Source organism: Pseudomonadota bacterium, from assembly GCA_026388255.1.
Taxonomy (GTDB): domain Bacteria; phylum Desulfobacterota; class Syntrophorhabdia; order Syntrophorhabdales; family Syntrophorhabdaceae; genus JAPLKB01.
The window spans coordinates 1-16,616 of sequence record JAPLKC010000053.1 but is presented as its reverse complement, the minus strand read 5'-3'; the positions used below and the strand labels follow the sequence as shown (position 1 = coordinate 16,616).

26 protein-coding genes are annotated in these 16,616 nt (G+C 45.0%); all 26 read left to right on the top strand.

The genetic code is table 11. The features are described 5' to 3' along the window. Positions 1–265: 265 nt before the first annotated feature. Positions 266–961, top strand: a complete 696-nt coding sequence (locus NT178_07095; protein ID MCX5812295.1) for a GntR family transcriptional regulator — start codon at positions 266–268, stop codon at positions 959–961. Between the two features lie 59 nt (positions 962–1,020). Then, positions 1,021–2,457 carry a 4-hydroxybutyryl-CoA dehydratase gene (locus tag NT178_07090; protein MCX5812294.1) on the top strand — a complete coding sequence of 479 codons (1,437 nt, stop codon included), beginning with the start codon at positions 1,021–1,023 and terminating at the stop codon, positions 2,455–2,457. A gap of 673 nt (positions 2,458–3,130) precedes the next feature. Next, the gene (locus tag NT178_07085) at positions 3,131–3,850 is read left to right on the top strand and encodes a site-specific integrase (protein MCX5812293.1); all 720 of its coding nucleotides are present in this window, start codon (positions 3,131–3,133) and stop codon (positions 3,848–3,850) included. Next, complete coding sequence (locus NT178_07080; GenBank protein ID MCX5812292.1) at positions 3,780–3,977, top strand: tyrosine-type recombinase/integrase; 198 nt, start codon at positions 3,780–3,782, stop codon at positions 3,975–3,977. Before NT178_07085 ends, NT178_07080 begins: the two co-directional genes overlap by 71 nt. Further along, positions 3,970–4,392, top strand: coding sequence for a tyrosine-type recombinase/integrase (locus NT178_07075; protein MCX5812291.1), 423 nt, complete (start codon positions 3,970–3,972; stop codon positions 4,390–4,392). The genes NT178_07080 and NT178_07075 overlap by 8 nt, the downstream gene beginning before the upstream one ends. A gap of 160 nt (positions 4,393–4,552) precedes the next feature. Then, complete coding sequence (locus NT178_07070; protein ID MCX5812290.1) at positions 4,553–5,083, top strand: DUF4339 domain-containing protein; 531 nt, start codon at positions 4,553–4,555, stop codon at positions 5,081–5,083. A gap of 173 nt (positions 5,084–5,256) precedes the next feature. Continuing rightward, positions 5,257–5,886 carry a hypothetical protein gene (locus NT178_07065; GenBank protein ID MCX5812289.1) on the top strand — a complete coding sequence of 210 codons (630 nt, stop codon included), beginning with the start codon at positions 5,257–5,259 and terminating at the stop codon, positions 5,884–5,886. A 144-nt stretch (positions 5,887–6,030) separates the two neighbouring features. Continuing rightward, positions 6,031–7,326, top strand: coding sequence for a hypothetical protein (locus tag NT178_07060; GenBank protein ID MCX5812288.1), 1,296 nt, complete (start codon positions 6,031–6,033; stop codon positions 7,324–7,326). Positions 7,327–7,498: 172 nt separating this feature from the next. Further along, positions 7,499–8,647 carry an ankyrin repeat domain-containing protein gene (locus NT178_07055; GenBank protein ID MCX5812287.1) on the top strand — a complete coding sequence of 383 codons (1,149 nt, stop codon included), beginning with the start codon at positions 7,499–7,501 and terminating at the stop codon, positions 8,645–8,647. A 373-nt stretch (positions 8,648–9,020) separates the two neighbouring features. Then, a complete protein-coding gene (locus NT178_07050; GenBank protein ID MCX5812286.1) occupies positions 9,021–9,422 on the top strand; it encodes a hypothetical protein in 402 nt (133 codons plus the stop codon). 33 nt (positions 9,423–9,455) lie between these two features. Further along, positions 9,456–9,629 (top strand): hypothetical protein, encoded by a 174-nt coding sequence (locus tag NT178_07045; protein ID MCX5812285.1) that lies wholly within the window; start codon positions 9,456–9,458, stop codon positions 9,627–9,629. 293 nt (positions 9,630–9,922) lie between these two features. Next, positions 9,923–10,243, top strand: coding sequence for a hypothetical protein (locus NT178_07040; GenBank protein MCX5812284.1), 321 nt, complete (start codon positions 9,923–9,925; stop codon positions 10,241–10,243). A gap of 173 nt (positions 10,244–10,416) precedes the next feature. After that, on the top strand, positions 10,417–10,602 hold the full coding sequence (locus NT178_07035; GenBank protein ID MCX5812283.1) for a hypothetical protein: 186 nt from the start codon (positions 10,417–10,419) through the stop codon (positions 10,600–10,602). Beyond that, complete coding sequence (locus tag NT178_07030; protein MCX5812282.1) at positions 10,590–10,892, top strand: type II toxin-antitoxin system RelE/ParE family toxin; 303 nt, start codon at positions 10,590–10,592, stop codon at positions 10,890–10,892. Before NT178_07035 ends, NT178_07030 begins: the two co-directional genes overlap by 13 nt. 32 nt (positions 10,893–10,924) lie before the next feature. After that, positions 10,925–11,599 carry a transposase gene (locus NT178_07025; GenBank protein MCX5812281.1) on the top strand — a complete coding sequence of 225 codons (675 nt, stop codon included), beginning with the start codon at positions 10,925–10,927 and terminating at the stop codon, positions 11,597–11,599. Positions 11,600–11,782: 183 nt separating this feature from the next. Continuing rightward, a complete protein-coding gene (locus NT178_07020; protein MCX5812280.1) occupies positions 11,783–12,025 on the top strand; it encodes a hypothetical protein in 243 nt (80 codons plus the stop codon). 129 nt (positions 12,026–12,154) lie between these two features. Next, the gene (locus NT178_07015; protein MCX5812279.1) at positions 12,155–12,349 is read left to right on the top strand and encodes a type II toxin-antitoxin system VapB family antitoxin; all 195 of its coding nucleotides are present in this window, start codon (positions 12,155–12,157) and stop codon (positions 12,347–12,349) included. After that, positions 12,346–12,741, top strand: coding sequence for a PIN domain nuclease (locus tag NT178_07010; GenBank protein ID MCX5812278.1), 396 nt, complete (start codon positions 12,346–12,348; stop codon positions 12,739–12,741). Before NT178_07015 ends, NT178_07010 begins: the two co-directional genes overlap by 4 nt. Before the next feature lie 79 nt (positions 12,742–12,820). Beyond that, on the top strand, positions 12,821–13,540 hold the full coding sequence (locus tag NT178_07005) for a hypothetical protein (GenBank protein MCX5812277.1): 720 nt from the start codon (positions 12,821–12,823) through the stop codon (positions 13,538–13,540). 869 nt (positions 13,541–14,409) lie between these two features. Continuing rightward, positions 14,410–14,643: a CopG family transcriptional regulator gene (locus NT178_07000; protein MCX5812276.1), complete on the top strand. Its 234-nt coding sequence runs from the start codon at positions 14,410–14,412 to the stop codon at positions 14,641–14,643. Continuing rightward, positions 14,630–14,887 (top strand): type II toxin-antitoxin system RelE/ParE family toxin, encoded by a 258-nt coding sequence (locus tag NT178_06995; protein ID MCX5812275.1) that lies wholly within the window; start codon positions 14,630–14,632, stop codon positions 14,885–14,887. Before NT178_07000 ends, NT178_06995 begins: the two co-directional genes overlap by 14 nt. 129 nt (positions 14,888–15,016) lie before the next feature. Continuing rightward, positions 15,017–15,265 (top strand): transcriptional regulator/antitoxin, MazE, encoded by a 249-nt coding sequence (locus NT178_06990; GenBank protein MCX5812274.1) that lies wholly within the window; start codon positions 15,017–15,019, stop codon positions 15,263–15,265. Then, positions 15,266–15,601 (top strand): type II toxin-antitoxin system PemK/MazF family toxin, encoded by a 336-nt coding sequence (locus NT178_06985; protein MCX5812273.1) that lies wholly within the window; start codon positions 15,266–15,268, stop codon positions 15,599–15,601. Next, on the top strand, positions 15,598–15,834 hold the full coding sequence (locus tag NT178_06980; GenBank protein MCX5812272.1) for a toxin: 237 nt from the start codon (positions 15,598–15,600) through the stop codon (positions 15,832–15,834). The genes NT178_06985 and NT178_06980 overlap by 4 nt, the downstream gene beginning before the upstream one ends. A gap of 12 nt (positions 15,835–15,846) precedes the next feature. Continuing rightward, a complete protein-coding gene (locus tag NT178_06975) occupies positions 15,847–16,119 on the top strand; it encodes a hypothetical protein (GenBank protein ID MCX5812271.1) in 273 nt (90 codons plus the stop codon). Between the two features lie 79 nt (positions 16,120–16,198). Next, positions 16,199–16,616, top strand: a 418-nt coding sequence (locus NT178_06970; GenBank protein MCX5812270.1) for a pyridoxamine 5'-phosphate oxidase family protein, incomplete at its 3' end; no start/stop codon positions are given.

Here is a 16,616-nt window from a genome sequence, read left to right as displayed (position 1 = left end):
TACATATATTGATATCTATGCAACATGCAAGTATAAAATTGCCATCGCATGATGTCAATGAAAATAATTGTATATTTAATTATATTTTGAATCAGGTAATATTGTTAAATGGAAACTACACTATAATAATAAGCGTTTTGTTTTAAATGTGTTTTCCTGAGAAAAAGTATCCCTGAACAAATAATACAGATTGGTATGACAAAATAAATTTAATATAATATTAAAATTTAATTGCATATTTAATTTAATTAATGTAGTATTTCACATGACAAAGAAAATAGAAAACGTAAAACACCAGGAAGACAGCAGCCTCACCGCTTATCAGGGCATCCGGCGCATGCTTTACAGCAAGGAGCTTGTACCCGGTCAAAAGATTGCCTATCGGGATCTTGCAGAAAAACTTCAATTGAGCCCGACTCCGATTATTCAGGCCCTTAAATGGCTTGAGCTGCAGGGGTTTGTCCACCATGAACCGAACCGGGGATATTCCATGGCGCCTTTCAGCATCAAGGAACTTGAGGAGCTTTATGAGCTCCGGGAGTTGATAGAGCCTTCTCTGGTTTCAGCTACCATACAGAAAATAGATAAAAAGGGGCTTACGACGCTCAAGGCTGCTCTTGAGGCACATCTATCAGCAGAAAGAGAATTTTATCTGAAGGAAAGGCTTTTTAAGAACAGAGAGTTTCATATGACTCTTGCCTCACTTTCAGGAAAGGGAACGCAGATTCGTGTGCTGCAGAATGTATTCGAAATGTTGTTCCTCAAATACGGCGGCAATTACTTTCCCGTGTCATCGCTTATAGCCACAGACCAGGCGCATCAGGAGATATACGATGCCGTTTCGTTACGAAGCTTGGAGCGAGCTCAGACAGTGCTTAAAAACCATATCACTAATGTTAAAGTACAGGTGCTGTCGAGCGTTAAAAAAATGCTGGCAGAACAGGAACAATCTGTTTTCTGAAACGCTGAAACGCACATAAAAATTTATTCTAAATATTCTAAATTAAGGAGGTACACACTATGGGTCTAAAAACAAAAGAGGAGTATATCGAATCGATACGGGCTTTAAAACCCACAGCATATATGTTCGGGGAGCGCCTGACTAATATCGTAGACAACGCCCGCTTGCGTGCAGGCATCGAGGCAACCGGAGCAACCTATGAATTGGCAAATATGCCTGAGAACCGTGATCTCATGACTACCATAAGCCCCCTTATCAACGAACCGGTAAGCCGTTTTACATTGCCTCCGGGCAGCGTTGAAGACCTTGTTGCAAGGGTAAAAGTCAACCGAAAAATAGCCAATTATGTAGGAACATGTCATCAGCGTTGCACAGGTCTTGACTGTCTGTCCACCCTTGCCATTGTAACCTACGACATCGACAAAAAGTATGGCACCAACTATAACAAGAACTTTACTGAATTCCTGAAATATATGCAGAAAAACGATCTCACCGGAAATGCCGGTGTAACTGACGTAAAAGGTGACCGTTCTCTCAATCCCAGCGAGCAGGTCGACAAAGATATGTTTCTCCGTGTTGTTGAAAAACGGGACGACGGCATCGTCGTACGGGGCGCCAAGGCACACCAGACCGGTTCTCTTTCCTCTCATGAAATCATCGTAATCCCCACCAGGGCAATGGGAAAAGCGGATAAGGATTACTCCGTAGCCTTTGCCATACCTTCCGACACAAAGGGCCTGATACACGTCGTCGGCAGGTCTACGCTTGATATGCGTGAATTGGACGGATGTGACATAGGCAATATATACTATTCGAAATACTGCCCCACCTTGATTTTTGATGACGTTTTTGTACCCTGGGAACGTGTATTCATGTGCGGCGAAACAGAATTCGCACAGGATATGGTCGTAAAGTTCTCCTCTTTCCACCGCCAGAGCCACGGAGGATGCAAGTCCGGCAAAATCGACTGCATGACCGGCGCTGCCCTTACCATGATGGACTATAACGGAACCGCAAAGGCCGGTCACCTCAAACAGAAAGTTATCGACATGATCCACAGGGCGGAAACCCTGTATGCCTGCTGTCTTGCCTCTTCTTATGAAGGTAAGGAACAGCCTTCCGGGGCATACTTTATCGACACCGTCCTTGCCAATGCCTCAAAAATCCACGAGGGCAAAGAAATGGCTGAGGCTACCAGGCTGATGATAGACGCCGCCGGCGGTTTTGTTGCAGATTTGCCTTCTGACCGGGATTTTGCCAATCCTGAAATCGGCGGGCTTTTGAAAAAATACTTAAAGGGCGTTGACAGCGTGCCTGTTGAAAACCGTGTAAAGATGTACAGGCTGGTGGAAAAGATGGCCATGGAAAGCGCTGATACCATTTCCGACATACATGGCGGCGGTTCACCTGAAGCTCACCGCGTTACCATCTTCCGCGAAACAAATATTGAAAGCAAGAAAAAGGCTGCCAAGAGACTTGCAGGCATAAAAGACTGATATAAATATTTTATACAAAAAGGGCGGCTGAAAACAGCCGCCCTTTTTTTAATTTTAGGGAGGTTTCCTGCCTGAATTGCGGCCTGAATTTCAAGAAAATATTTAAAAAGTGAAATCGTGTGGAACAAGGTAGGACAAGACTTTGCGGAGTTTTCAGAAATCTGTGTAACATTTACACGGATTTGTTCGATTAGGTCTTCCGGCCTTCGTTTGTAGACCACCAGTTCCTTCATAACCCCTGCCCCGAAGGGGCGTAATATGTGAGCAGAATCAGGCAGTCTCAGGATACTGCTCACAGACATATTTGCCTTTCTCTGCGTACTCTGTGGGCTCTGCGAGAGACAGTGCTTTTGATTCTTTTTCCTCTCGCCCCCTTACGGGGACAGGCCCACTCCCTGACGGTCGTTCGAGTGCACAGAGATCACAGAGTTGAGATAACTTTTGCCGGAATTGAGAGAATGATTCATTCCGGCAACCCGCACACCCTGCGGGTAGGATATTAACTCTTCGGACATTGCCCTTGTGTTGATTAATTGTATTGTGAACCCCCGTGGTGATGTTATTAATTGCAGGAATTTTGAAACAATAACTGAGGGAATATATAATCAACAACAATAATGTATTGACAGTTTATTAAGTAACTTGATAAAATGCTTCATTAAATGGGGGAATCTTGGGGGTTTCTTTAAGCAAAGACAATACAGGGAGCTTAACGGTTGCATTTAAATATGACCCTCTTTTCGTAGAGAAGGTCAAAACCATCCCCGGACATAAGTGGAATCAAGAGAAAAAATACTGGAGCTTTCCAAATTCCAAACAGATTTTAGATACAATCATTTTCACCTTTGCCGGAGAAGACCTCAATATTGACCCGACACTGCAAACGCTGACATCTCAGATTCAAGGAGAGAAAAAAACAAATCATATTGTGCGATCAGAGGAGACCTTGCCGGATAATCCGATCTTTGAGCAGGTGCGCAATCTTATCAGGTTAAAGCATTACTCAATCCGTACGGAAAAAAGTTATCTTTCGTGGATTCAGCGGTATATAATTTTTCACAACAAGAAGGACCCGGCAGAAATGGGAAGCTCGGAAATTGAAGCCTTCCTTTCCCATCTGGCAGTAAATCTCAATGTATCAGCCTCTACTCAGAATCAGGCTTTTAACGCATTGCTGTTTCTTTACCGTGATGTACTAAAAAAGAACCTGGATGAATCCATCAATGCAATAAGGGCCAAAAAAACCAACAAGATTGCCTACGGTAATGACCAAAGAGGAAGTTGCAAAACTAATCAGAGCAGTTCCTGCCGATCATCAGTTAATGGTGAAACTGATATATGGGAGTGGTTTACGATTGATGGAATGTGTGAGGCTGCGTGTGAAAGACATTGATTTTGGAAATAATCATATACTGGTCAGGGATGCCAAAGGAATGAAAGACCGGGTTACGGTATTGCCTGACAATCTCAAGTCATTATTGAGGAAACATATGGAGCGGGTTAAGCTCATACATGAATAAGGATGTGACAGATGGATACGGGCGCGTCTATTTGCCGTATGCGCTTGAAAGGAAGTATCCTAATACAAGCACTGAATGGGTATGGCAATATATATTCCCGGCAAAGACTCTTTCAAAAGATCCCCGATCAAATGAAATCAGGCGTCACCATGTCAGCGAGAATAGCATTCAAAAAGCCGTTTGGACCGCATCAATACTGGCACGTTTGGACAAACCTGTGAGTGTGCACAGCTTAAGGCACAGTTTTGCCACCCACCTGCTGGAGGCAGGCTATGATATAAGGACTGTTCAGGAGCTTCTGGGTCACAAGGATGTTTCTACTACAATGATCTACACGCATGTGCTCAACAGACCCGGAATAGCTGTCAAGAGCCCTCTGGATGATTATTCGCAAGCAGAGGATGTTTTTGAATGACAAGACAGCTAATAATTATGCTGCCAATTGTCAAAACGGCAGTTTCAGTAAAGGCCTGTGGTATGGATATTGGATTATGTATAATTTTTAAACGAATATTGGGATATATGTAATTTTTTATATATACTTAATTGTTGGACTAAATGAGAGGAGGTTGATAATGGGTAGTGTTACGGACAAATGGTACTACAATGACTATGGCAAGAAGGGCCCAGTTTCAATAGACGAATTAAGGGATCTTTACCGGAGAGGCAAGGTTAGCGAGAGCACCCCCGTGTGGCCCGCTGGCGAAGATTTCCAAGATGTGGCTCACGAGATGCTCTTTAAGGAAAGCCCTGTTTACAAAGGTCTACGATCCTCAGGCGCTGCGCTTAGCACGTCAGCTCAACAAGAAGGGCTGATTCATTGGGGGTTATTCTTTGGGATCGCAAACTGGGTAGCGGGGGGTGTTACGATTGTTCTGTGCACTTTTTTTAACCTTGCCATAAATAACCCTTTTTGGATGTTCTTCTGGTTTTTCTCGTTTATTTTAGCTCCTGTGCTGTCAGGTGTCGCAGTCGTGTCGTCATTGATCGATATATACAGAAGGAAGAGACGAGTAAAAAAATCCAAATTCTCCCTGCTACTAAATGGGTGTTATCTTATCGGGTTTATCATCATATGCATGTTTATCGCGTTTGCCAAACACTAAGGATTTTTTGGGGGAGTCACCAATCTGATTGCGGAGAGACATCCATCGATTATGGAATTTTTGACGAGAGCTACAAAATGGGTCCAACCACCGGGTGCAGCTAACTCGGCCGTAAAAAGGCCTCGTAGCTGACCCAGGCGTTGGGCACGACAAAACGGAACCGGAGGATAAATGTGACCACGTTTCTAGAAAAAGCAGCAATCGCGGTTGCACTGTTGATTCTGTGCCTTTCATCCACCGGATGTTCCGTCTCGGACAAGGAGATAACAGAGAAGATCGTCAAGGGCCGATTGTCCCTTCAGGAACGTCGGGTGCGTGTCACTATGAATATTTCCGACGAACTACGGAAAGACTCAGATGTTTACGCAGTTAAGAACCTGTTTTCTTTGCGTATGGAACTGGCGGCTATGATGTTACTGACCTATACGCATTGTCGCGACCTAGACCTGTTGATACAGCTTGGTGGCGGCAGTCTCGGTGGGTATTACAAGCGGAAAGACGCCCCTGCAAGCAAAAGCGTTTTCCAATACACTGGTGCGTCTATTCATGGCACAGTGACGCTTACTGATCTAAATGGAGTAAATATACTCGTTCCAAAAAGCTTCCGCTTCACAAAGGAGCCCCTCGCTGAGTACACTAGCAAAGGTTTCAGCTATTGGGCTGGCAATGTTTACGAAGGACTGTTTGATGCCAGTATTAACGCCATCGTCGATATATTCGCCCAAGCTTACGGACCAGACTCACTTCGCGGCGTTGACCGAGGGGCCTTGTCATTCAAGGGTTTAGGAAAATTGAACTTATGATGCATGATCCCGGAAGTCAAGGAGCGGTTATGGGGTCGGCGACGGCGAACAGCATGAAGGGCATGAAGCATTGCCCAACTAGGCGTTCGAGCCAATCGCTTACGCTCTGGCTCAACTCGTTGTTGGGCAGAAAGGAGAGAACAAATGATGAAACACATCGCATTCGCCGTTCTATTAATGACACTATTTACCACCAACGCACAGGCCGACTTCGACGCCGGCAAATCTGCATATGAGCGTGGCGATTTTGCCACTGCATTGAGGGAGTGGCAACCGCTGGCCGATCAAGGCCGTGCAGAGGCGCAATTCTACTTGGGGCGTATGCACGAGTCAGGCGAAGGCGTGCCACAGGACTATAGCCAAGCCCTTAGGTGGTATCGAAAAGCGGCCGAGCAGGGACATGCAGACGCGCAGTGCAATATTGGCACACTGTACTTTGATGGACTTGGGGTCCAGCGAGACTACAACCAAGCGGTGGCCTGGTTCCGAAAAGCAGCAGAACAGGGACAGTCTCAAGCCCAGTACAATCTTGGGGTCGCGTACTTGGATGGTCATGGCCTTCCGCGGAACAAAGCCGAGGCGTTGAACTGGTTCCGAAAGTCAGCAGAGAAGGGGTGCGCACGTGCTCAAACCAATATAGGGGTGGCATACGCCGATGGCGACGGCGTGCCAAAAGATTATGCCGAGGCAGTCAAATGGTTGAAAAAAGCCGCTGACCAGGGAGACATGAAAGCCCAATCAAACATCGGACTAATGTACGCAAACGGAGAAGGTGTGCCAAAGGATGACGCTCAGGCGGTCATCTGGTTCCGGAGAGCTGCGGACTCTGGGTTCGCGGACGGCATGTACAATCTTGGAGTGGTGACCGCACAAGGAAAGGGCGTGCCAAAGGATCTTGTTCAAGCTCTCATGTGGCTCGAACTGGCCGTCTTGCACGGTAGCGAAATGGCGCCTCGAGCACGCGACGTCGTCGCCAGGAACATGAGTGGTTCCGAAATCGCTACAGCGAAGAAGTTGGCGCAGGTGTGGAAGCCAAAAAGCAATCTCGGAACAAAGAAAGAACCATCACTATCCTCTTCACTATCAAAGCCAAACTCACCGAGTCAGGTTCTTGAAGCATTCCTCACGGCAGCAAATGCTGGAGATTATGGGAAAGCCAAGACGCTCTCCCTGCCTGGTGCGCTACTAGATATGCAAAATGAAAAGGACATCGACAAAATAACTCGGAACAGGACAATAAGAAAGATTACTATTTTGAGGGAAGATGAGGTCGCATTCACCTCCTTTGGTGATGTCGGAGAAGGCTTGGTTCATGTTAGCTTCACTATCGAGTTCGAGAACAAGGACAAGGGAAATTATATCGCCCATGTTCGCAAGAAGGGAGGCGCATGGAGGGTCCACTTCATTCAACCTGAACTAGCTCTTAAGCTGCCACAATGAAGGGAGCCCAACAAGGCGCTCCACCTGACCGCTATTCCGCTACGCTCCATAGTGGCAGGTGAGCTTTATCGTTGGGCAGAGAGAAGAGAAAGGATAAGCGGGTCTCTGCAGACAATCGAGGTGACGGCTTCTGTAACTCATCAACGTACCTGGCTTGGTAGAAAGAGAGGAAATGATCATGAAGACCTACGTGGCGGTAATTGTTGCGGCATTGGCATTGCTGTTGACCTGCATGGCTCAACAGGCAACGGCTCAGGGTGATGGACTAGAGTTGCGAAGGGCGGCGTATGGAGGCGACCTCCCAAAAGTCAAGCAATTGTTAACCAAAGGGGTTGATGTGGATGCAAAGTCCGACGATGAGGCGACTCCTTTGCTGGGAGCCTCCCAGAATGGACACACAGCGATCGTAAAACTGCTACTTGGCAGCGGTGCTGACGTTAATGCAAAGGCCAGGGATGGGTCTTCCGCCTTATTGCTCTCCTCAATGAACGGACATACCGATGTAGTCCAGGCTCTGCTGGACAAGGGCGCGGACGTCAATATCGAGGCAAGGGGCAGGTTTACGCCGTTGATGATGGCCTCACAGAAAGGTCATACGAAAGTTGCTGAACTGCTGCTGAACAAGGGAGCAAACGTAAATGCCAAGCTCAACAATGGTGGAACGGCATTGATTCTCGCTTCCCAAAACGGGCATATCGACGTCGTGAAACTTCTACTTGAGAAACGTGCTGATGTCAGGGCGTCGGGGGACTTCGGCACGGCTGAAACTGTCGCATCAAAGAAAGGCTATACTGACATCGTTCAACTGCTTAAACAAAGTCGAGGGTCGATGCGTGGCAATCGGCCAGGCGGAAATGCAATGGCCCAACCAGACGCGTCCTCCAGGACAGCAACCCAAGTCACCGAGGCTTCTCTCGACAAATCGGTGAAGTGGATACAGCAAATGCAGCAACCTTTCCCAGAGGATGCTTTCGGCTTCGGGGAGAATGGACTGGTTCAAGCCTCAGACAAACCCGTCCCCTTTGAGGTCGCCAAGGTGGGGCGATACAAGAACAACCAGACGGTTGTTCTTCTTGTCTTGTCGTTGAAACTCAAGAGCACCGGGAAAACTGCGGCCGGCGAATTTGAGTTTTCAATGACGGAGTGGGACAGGCAGCAAAACCTCGTTTCGGAACGAACTCCGTCAGGAAGCATCGTACTTTACCGACAGCCCAACGAGAGACTTTCAGACTGGCAGCGCAAAATGGTCGCCGGACTTCTCAGAGCATCTGGCAGTGCGATCACTCAGGAGGATGCAGACTTCTTGAATGCCTTGAAGTGAGTTTGAACAGACGCCGAGTGCAAGTCACGATCACTGCCCAAGAGGAAAACAGAGGGGTCAGCCATTGACAAAGGACAAAAGGAATACAAAAGCCAGCCCAACGAGGTTGTGCAGCGAACGTGGCGATAAAGCAGGCCACGTCGCTGACCTTTATGTTGGGCAGAGAAGTGGGATCGATATGGTCTGTGACCCCATATGCACTATTTAGGAATACCCCCAGGGGGTGCAACATGGCAAAAAGAATATCATCCAAACCTTGAGGGATTCTTTTACGCCAAGAACGTTATTTGCTCAGTGCGAGCAACCGAGAAATGAGGAAGCAAGAGAGTCAGAGGAAGTCGTGCTTAACTGAACCGAAGAGGGGGTGGGTAAAATGATAACCAGAAACAAATTGTTAACAGTCTGTTCAATTGGATTGATCGCTGTTCTTCTTGCGATCAATCCAGCCAATGCAAATCCTTTCGAGGGGGGTGTAGCGAATCTCGGAAATCCCGAGAATCGGACCCCACAAGAAATGAGTAAGTCGGCTATCTTACTATCGTTAGGAGTTAGGAATATACGAATTGTTGCAAATTTCGACCCAGCATTTGTTAAGGATGGTATAGTTTTGGGTTTCGTAGGTCTTGATGGAGAAAAGGGGTGGATTCCTCTTAAGAAAGGAGATTTTATTCAGGTTAAGGATAGACAGAGCTTTTCGGGAAGAGGATGGTTGATTCCAAACATAAAAGAGCCTAACAGTTATATAGAGCTTAAGGAAGAGCCAGAAGGCAAGTAACGGGGTCAGCCTTAAGGGGATAGAGGAATACCGATGAGATTGTATGATTTGAGGAAGGCCCATGAGGGACATCCATTAGGGGAAGACCTGTCAGCCATTGACACCGGACAAGCTGAAAACAAAATGGATTGCTCAACCATGCGTTGGAGCCAATCGCCGATAAAGCCGGCTCTGGCTCAACTCAATGTTATGCAAAAAGGAGGATAAAACTAATGGGAATATGGGCTAGACTTTTTGGAGGATCGCAAAAAATAAAAACCAATAAGGGCTTTCAGTGTACCATGTGTGGAAAAGCATTGCATGGCGGATCAGGCGGTACCGTTTCAGGCTCACATCAACAAATGTCAAACTACATGCTTTCAAAAGCACAATACTGCTCCAGTTGCCAAAAGGCCTTTTGTTTAGACTGTTGTTTGTTATCGGCAGCCAAGCAAGGACGATCCTCTATTTGGGAATGCCCAAATTGTGGGAAAGAATTCCCGAGATTATAAGGAGGCAATATGGCAGATTTTTCTGAAGTTCGAGATCAGAACGAAGTGGTTCGCGGAATCTGGCTGAAGAATCCCCACGAAGCAAATGACATTTACTTTATGACCATGCTTAGCGCTAGGATCGCCAATGGAGGGGCTAAGTTTCCGGAAGAATATCAGGCGGCAGTTCTTGCAAAGCAGTATCGAATCGTACCAAACACCTACAATGCCGTTGGCGGTGTCTTTGTGATGTTCGGTGATTCGCTCGCACCAGGAGAAAAAGGATCGGCTTCACGAGGCACGTTGGACAGCTCCGTGACAAGAAAGAAATGGTGGCAGTTTTGGAAGTAGCCTAATCGTATTGCCTAACAACCTTATCAACTCGGACTGGCAATTCCGCTGCGCTCCATTGCCAGCCGGTTATGCGAAGCGTTATGCCGTAACGTGAAGAAGATAGTATCAAATTCCAGAGCATTTCTGTATAATTTATATAGTTCTACATCTTACGTAGGAGGAATAATATGTTGACAATAGCTAAGCAGAAAATGAGGGAAATTATAGAATCTCAGCCTGACGATGCATCGTATGACGAGATTATCCGAGAACTTGCATTTGAACGTATGATTGAGAGGGGCCTTGAAGACGTGAGAAAAGAGCATTTTATCTCTGATAAAGAGATGCAACATCGCATAAGAACATGGCAGAGATAAGGTGGACATCTGAGGCCGAAACTTGGCTGAGGGACATTCACGACTACATCGCCAACGATAATCCCCACGCCGCTATGAGGGTCGTACAAGCTATTTATGAGAAAGTACAAACACTACGAGAATTCCCCGACACCGGTTACATTTACCGTTCCGAAAATGAAGGAGAAATACGGATTTTGTTATACGGCCACTATCGCATTGCATATTTGCGTCGCGGAGATAGGGAAGTGATTGACATTTTAGGCATTTTCCACGGATCGCTTGATATAGACAAGTATATGGACATATAGGTTTGAAGGCATAACGCCTATAAGGCCTCCCCGTGTCAATAGATAATTCTGTCCCTGAACGAAAAATCTTACTTTTTTTTCGAACTCTCCATGACCGACCATCTCGACTCATTGCCAACGGTTCCAGCTTTGTTTCCTATATCGGCGCAAAGCTTCTGCACCAAACGCCTATTGAGGTTAATCCCACAAGCGGAACCGCAAAGAACATAATCTCGAATATTGGGGGTCACGAATATTGGGGGTCAGGTCTTGTTTTTTGCACCATCTTATGCTACATTTCTATTATGGCACGTCCGCTCCGTATAGAATACCCCGGCGCCTTCTATCATATTACCTCAAGAGGCAATGCCGGGCAGGATATTTATCTGGATGATACTGATAGGCAGCGTTTTCTTGCAATCCTTGCAGGGGTATTAGAGGATTATCACTGGGTGTGCTACGCCTATTGTCTTATGTCCAATCACTACCATATACTTATTGAAACCCCCGATCCTAATCTCTCCGCCGGTATACGGCAATTAAACGGTGTTTACACTCAGTCCGTCAACCGACGCCACGGTACGAGAGGTCATATTTTTCAGGGCCTGTTCAAATCCATCCTGGTGAAGAAGGAGAGCCATCTTCTGGAACTTTGCCGGTATATTGTTCTTAATCCTGTGAGAGCAGGAATGACGCTCTCCCCTGATATCTGGCAATGGAGCAGTTAACGGGGCACAGCAGGACTTACTGCAAAATCTGATTTTCTCTCCATAGACTGGATTCTTGCCCAGTTCTCTCCATCCAGAAAAAGAGCACAAAGCCTATATATACAGTTTGTTCTCTCAGGCATAACAAAGGAATCGCCATGGAAGGATCTCAAAGCAGGTATCTTCCTCGGCCCGACATCCTTTGTGGACGACGTCAAGGATTTCATAAGAAGCGTATCTCCTGAGATTCCAAAGCGACAGCGCCAGCCTGCAAGACCTGAACTGACAACGGTCATTCCCCAACCAAATAAAGCCACAGATGAACAACTTCTCCTTGCACGGCGGCATAACTATACCCTCCAGGAAATCGCCGATCATCTCTCCATCCATTATGCCACTGTGAGTAGAAAAGTTAAACGATACAGAGACCGGGAGAGGAAAGATTGAAACATGCAAAAAACAAGACTTGACCCCCAACTCTGCTCAGCTCGATGTTATGTGTCAGAAAAATAATGCTACCAAATAGTTCGATTGATGTGTATAATATGGTTAATGGATACACATTGGAGGTAAGGAATGAGAACTAATGTAGTCGTTGATGACAAACTGATGGAATCAGCCCTCAAGACGTCTGGTTTAAAAACAAAAAAAGATGCTATAGAAGAAGGATTGAAATTGTTGGTAAAAATGAAAGGTCAGGAGAAAATAAAAGAGTTTCGGGGAAAACTTAAATGGACTGGCAATCTTGACGAGATGCGCTTAGATAAATGATTCTCGTTGATTCGTCCGTCTGGATTGATTACTTTAATGGCAAGAAAACGGGGAAGACGGATTGGTTGGATGCTTCACTTGGAAGTGTTGCTATCGTTATGGGCGATCTGATCCTGACCGAAGTTCTTCAAGGTTTTCAAAACGATGGGGATTTCATGGTTGCAAGGGATCTCCTCTTGTCACTTCCATTTATTACAATGGGTGGACAGATGTTAGCGTTGGAAAGTGCGATAAACTACAGGCTTCTAAGAAAAAAAGGTGTTACCGTGAGGAAGACCATAGACGTCATGATTGGAACTTTTTGTATCCACTACCACCTACCTCTGTTGCATGAAGACAAGGACTTCGATCCGATGGTAAAATTCCTGGGATTAAAGATATTAGACACATAATCAAGACATTCCAGCGCATCCGCAAAGCGTCGCGCTGAATTCTGTGTTGGACTTCAAAATAGAATGAAGGAGAAAAATCATGAAGCTGACTAAACATGGATCAATCTACAAAAGAGGATTATTATTGGTGTTTGTGTTGTTGTTGATCTCTTCTGCTGACCAAGCAGTTGCTCAGACGTTTTACCCTATCAACCAGCCAAAAACCGACGACAGGATTTTTCACGCTCCACTAACAGTCAATATGGGCCGATTTAGACCCAACCTTTTTGACCCGTTAAAAGAAGTATATAATCTGGTATGCATATATAATGAAAGTGGTGTCCTCAAGATAACAACTGATCTTTCGTTCTCACGCGACGCCAAACTCAAAAGTAAAAAAGGATTCATAGTCATAACCTACCCTGTAACAGTAGATACTTCTCCTTCTAATCCGCCGAAACCAAAGGTCTTGTCCCACGTGGCCATGTTTACTCCAAAAGTTGAGTACCTCAACGGAAATGTTTTGGACTCTAAATGGCAAATCCCCGCCGATCAAACTCCTGCTTTCAAAGAAAATGTTAAACAGTTAGGTTTACCTCTGGGGAATAATCGATACGCATTCAATTTATACGGCGCAAAGGGTGAAATCAAATTCAATATTACAGATACAGGCGAAATAGTAAATGCTGAGTTGGTAGATCTGAATACAAATGCATCACATTTTACAATCAAAGGAGGGGCGTACGGCTTACCGCAAAACGATGGTTATAGGACATCTGACGGGATATTTCTTCCACTAACAGTCATAACAGTAGAGTGAATCACTAACGGCTTATTTATTGTCTGGGGGGAACTTAGGGGACATCCTTAAAAAATGATCCCTGAGAAGTAAGTGCCTTTTCTGAAATAATGACGGCTGGCACAAATATTTTATGTAGTATTTACTGCATGTTAGATACAGCATTTTGTGAAGATTTGCTTAAAAGTGAGTTACTTCTCAGGAGTCAAAAACAAAAAAACTTTTGAAAAAAGGGGTGGTGATGTACTTCAATATTTCAATTAATCAGATGGCGGGAAGTAAAATAAACAGTTAAAAATCTTCAATAATGAGACTTTTTAGACACTGTGTTTGTAGCATTTGCTTTCACAGTGAAAGCAAAGAATAAAATCTATGTAAAGCCAATACAGGCTTTGGTTTGGACAATTAAGCATATTTTACATTCAATATGAATGTAAACATTGAAACCTATTTTAAATTGTATTTTATATAGTGCAGAAAGGCAAAAAATAGTTCTTGAAAATGGTGGGTTTTCCTTTTAATGAACCTCTCCGCAGCAAGCTGCGAGGTATCACTGGAAAGAGGCTCATATCCACCTCACCCCGCCCTCTCCCCCGGAGGGGCAAGGGAAAGTAGTAACCCTGCAGCTTGCTGCAGGGAATCATTTGGATTGAAAGTTGAGTGAAGAATAAAGACAAAAAACAGAATAGAAGATATAATAAAACAAAAATATGGCAAAGCCGAGCGATAAAGACAAAAGACATAGAAGCGTTCCAACGAAGCAGTGCTGCGAATCCTTAAAAACCGTGGCTCGCTGACCCTTGTGTTCGCTTTAAAAGAACAAATCTGGCGATCTTGACATGGTGACGTTATGGTACTATAGTAACATAGTTACATGAGGAGGTGACGTTATGGCTATGCAGGCTAAAAGAGCCACAGTATATTTGGACCCCGAACTGCATAAGGCGTTACGGCTGAAGGCAGTTGAAACATCATGTTCAGTATCTGAGCTTGTGAATAATGCTGTCAAAGAAGCCCTTACAGAAGATTTTGAAGATATTGCGGCATTCGAGGAAAGAGTCGGAGAACCTCTGATCGCCTATGACGAAATGGTAAAAAGATTGAGACGAGATGGTCGTATATAACATCTACTTCAGGGAATCAGTTGAGAAAGACTTCATAACAATTCCCAAGAAAGACATTGAGAAAATTTTACATCGTATAGAGATGTTGGCAAAAGATCCTCGACCTTCAGGCTGTGAAAAGTTGACCGGTCAGGAAAGATACCGTGTTCGTCAAGGTCGTTACAGAATTGTATATTCGATTCAGGACAAGGAGCTTACAGTCTGGTTGGTGAAGGTTGGACATAGAAAAGATGTTTACAAATGAAGCAAGCCAGCCGTTGGAGCCAATCGCCCGCAAAACGGGCTCAGGCTCAACTCCACGTTCGGCCCTAATCTGAGTTGACATGGATTTTCTTGTGGGCTATACTTTGGGTAGCCACAGGAGGTACAAATTATGATCACAAGAATTCAGAAATGGGGAAACAGCCAGGGATTGCGCCTTGCGAAACAGGTTCTTAAGGACGCATGTATTTCTGTCGGAGACGATGTTGATGTAGCCGCGAGAGACGGTATGATTGTTATAGCCCCAACGAGACGTATCCGTGGAAAAGTGAGTCTGCAAGAATTGGTGTCACACATACCTGAAAACTACAACCCCGAAGAAACGGATTGGGGTAAGCCACTTGGTAAGGAAGTTTGGTAAATGAAACCCTACGTTCCAAAAAAGGGAGATTTTGTCGCTGTTACCTTCGATCCGCAGTCCGGTCATGAACAGAAAGGTCGCCGTCCTGCATTGGTTGTAAGTAATACCCTGTTCAACGAGCAAACAGGTCTTGCAATGGTGTGCCCCCTAACCACAACAGACCGTAAATACCCTTTTCATGTAGCCGTAGCAAACGACCCACATATAACCGGTTTTGTCATGGTTGAGCAGGTGAAATCCGTAGATTACCAAGCACGTAAGATCAAGTTTATTGGAAGAGCATCAGATGAAGTGCTCGACATGGTGCTTTCCATCCTTGATGCTTGTATTTTTTGAAAGCCGAAAGGAAAATATCTTTCGAGAAGATAGTTTTTCATCTGGCACGAGGCGATGTGTGGAAACTTGCCGATTATCCCGATCAGGAAAACTACCCCGGACAAAAGATATACTTCGTCATTGTAGAGGAATACATCTATCTCGTTCCTCATGTTGTTGAAAAAGACTATGTTTTCCTGAAAACGATTATCCCCATCCGCAAGGCAACCAGGGCATATAAGCAGGAACAGTAAGGTTAACAAGACATGAAATATGACAAGGAAGAAAAAGCTATTATTGATACCTATGAAAAAGGGGAGATAAAACTTTCCACTCCGTCAAAAAAGGAGATTGAAACGATACAGGCAACAGCGAAAAAGACTTTAATCAAGGATAAACGGATAACTATACGCCTCTATGATCATGACTATCAAGGAATTCAAAAGAAAGCACTGGAAATGGGTGTACCCTATCAAACCCTTATTTCCGGCATAATCCATCGATACATAGAGGGAGAACTGACTTCAAAAACAGGATAACAAATGCGTGCAGCCAATCGGCCATAAAATTGGCCTCTGGCTGAATTCTGTGTTAGCAGTCAGATAAGAGGAGGTCATAATGACACATAAAATCAAACCTACAGAAACAAACAATGAAGAGTGTGAAGGTATTATCAAAGGGACATATCACGGAGTGTTGTCATTTAGCCACGAAAGCGAGCCCTATGCCGTACCGATTAACCACGCATATGAAGATGGAAAGTTTTACTTTCACTGCGCTGTCGGCGGGAAAAAGATTGATTTCATAAAAAGAAACCCATCTGTTGTGTATAGCATCATGAAATATTATGGAACTCCGGAGGATTTTAAAAGCAGGAATAATTGTCATGGGAAATGGGAAAGTATAATAGCCTACGGTAATGCAAGGTACGTTGAGGATGAACAGGAACTTCAGGAAATGTTAAATAATAAATTCCTGAAATATTACGGGAAAGAAAAGCGTGAGATACCAAGGGCGTCCCTCTTGGAAACGAGAG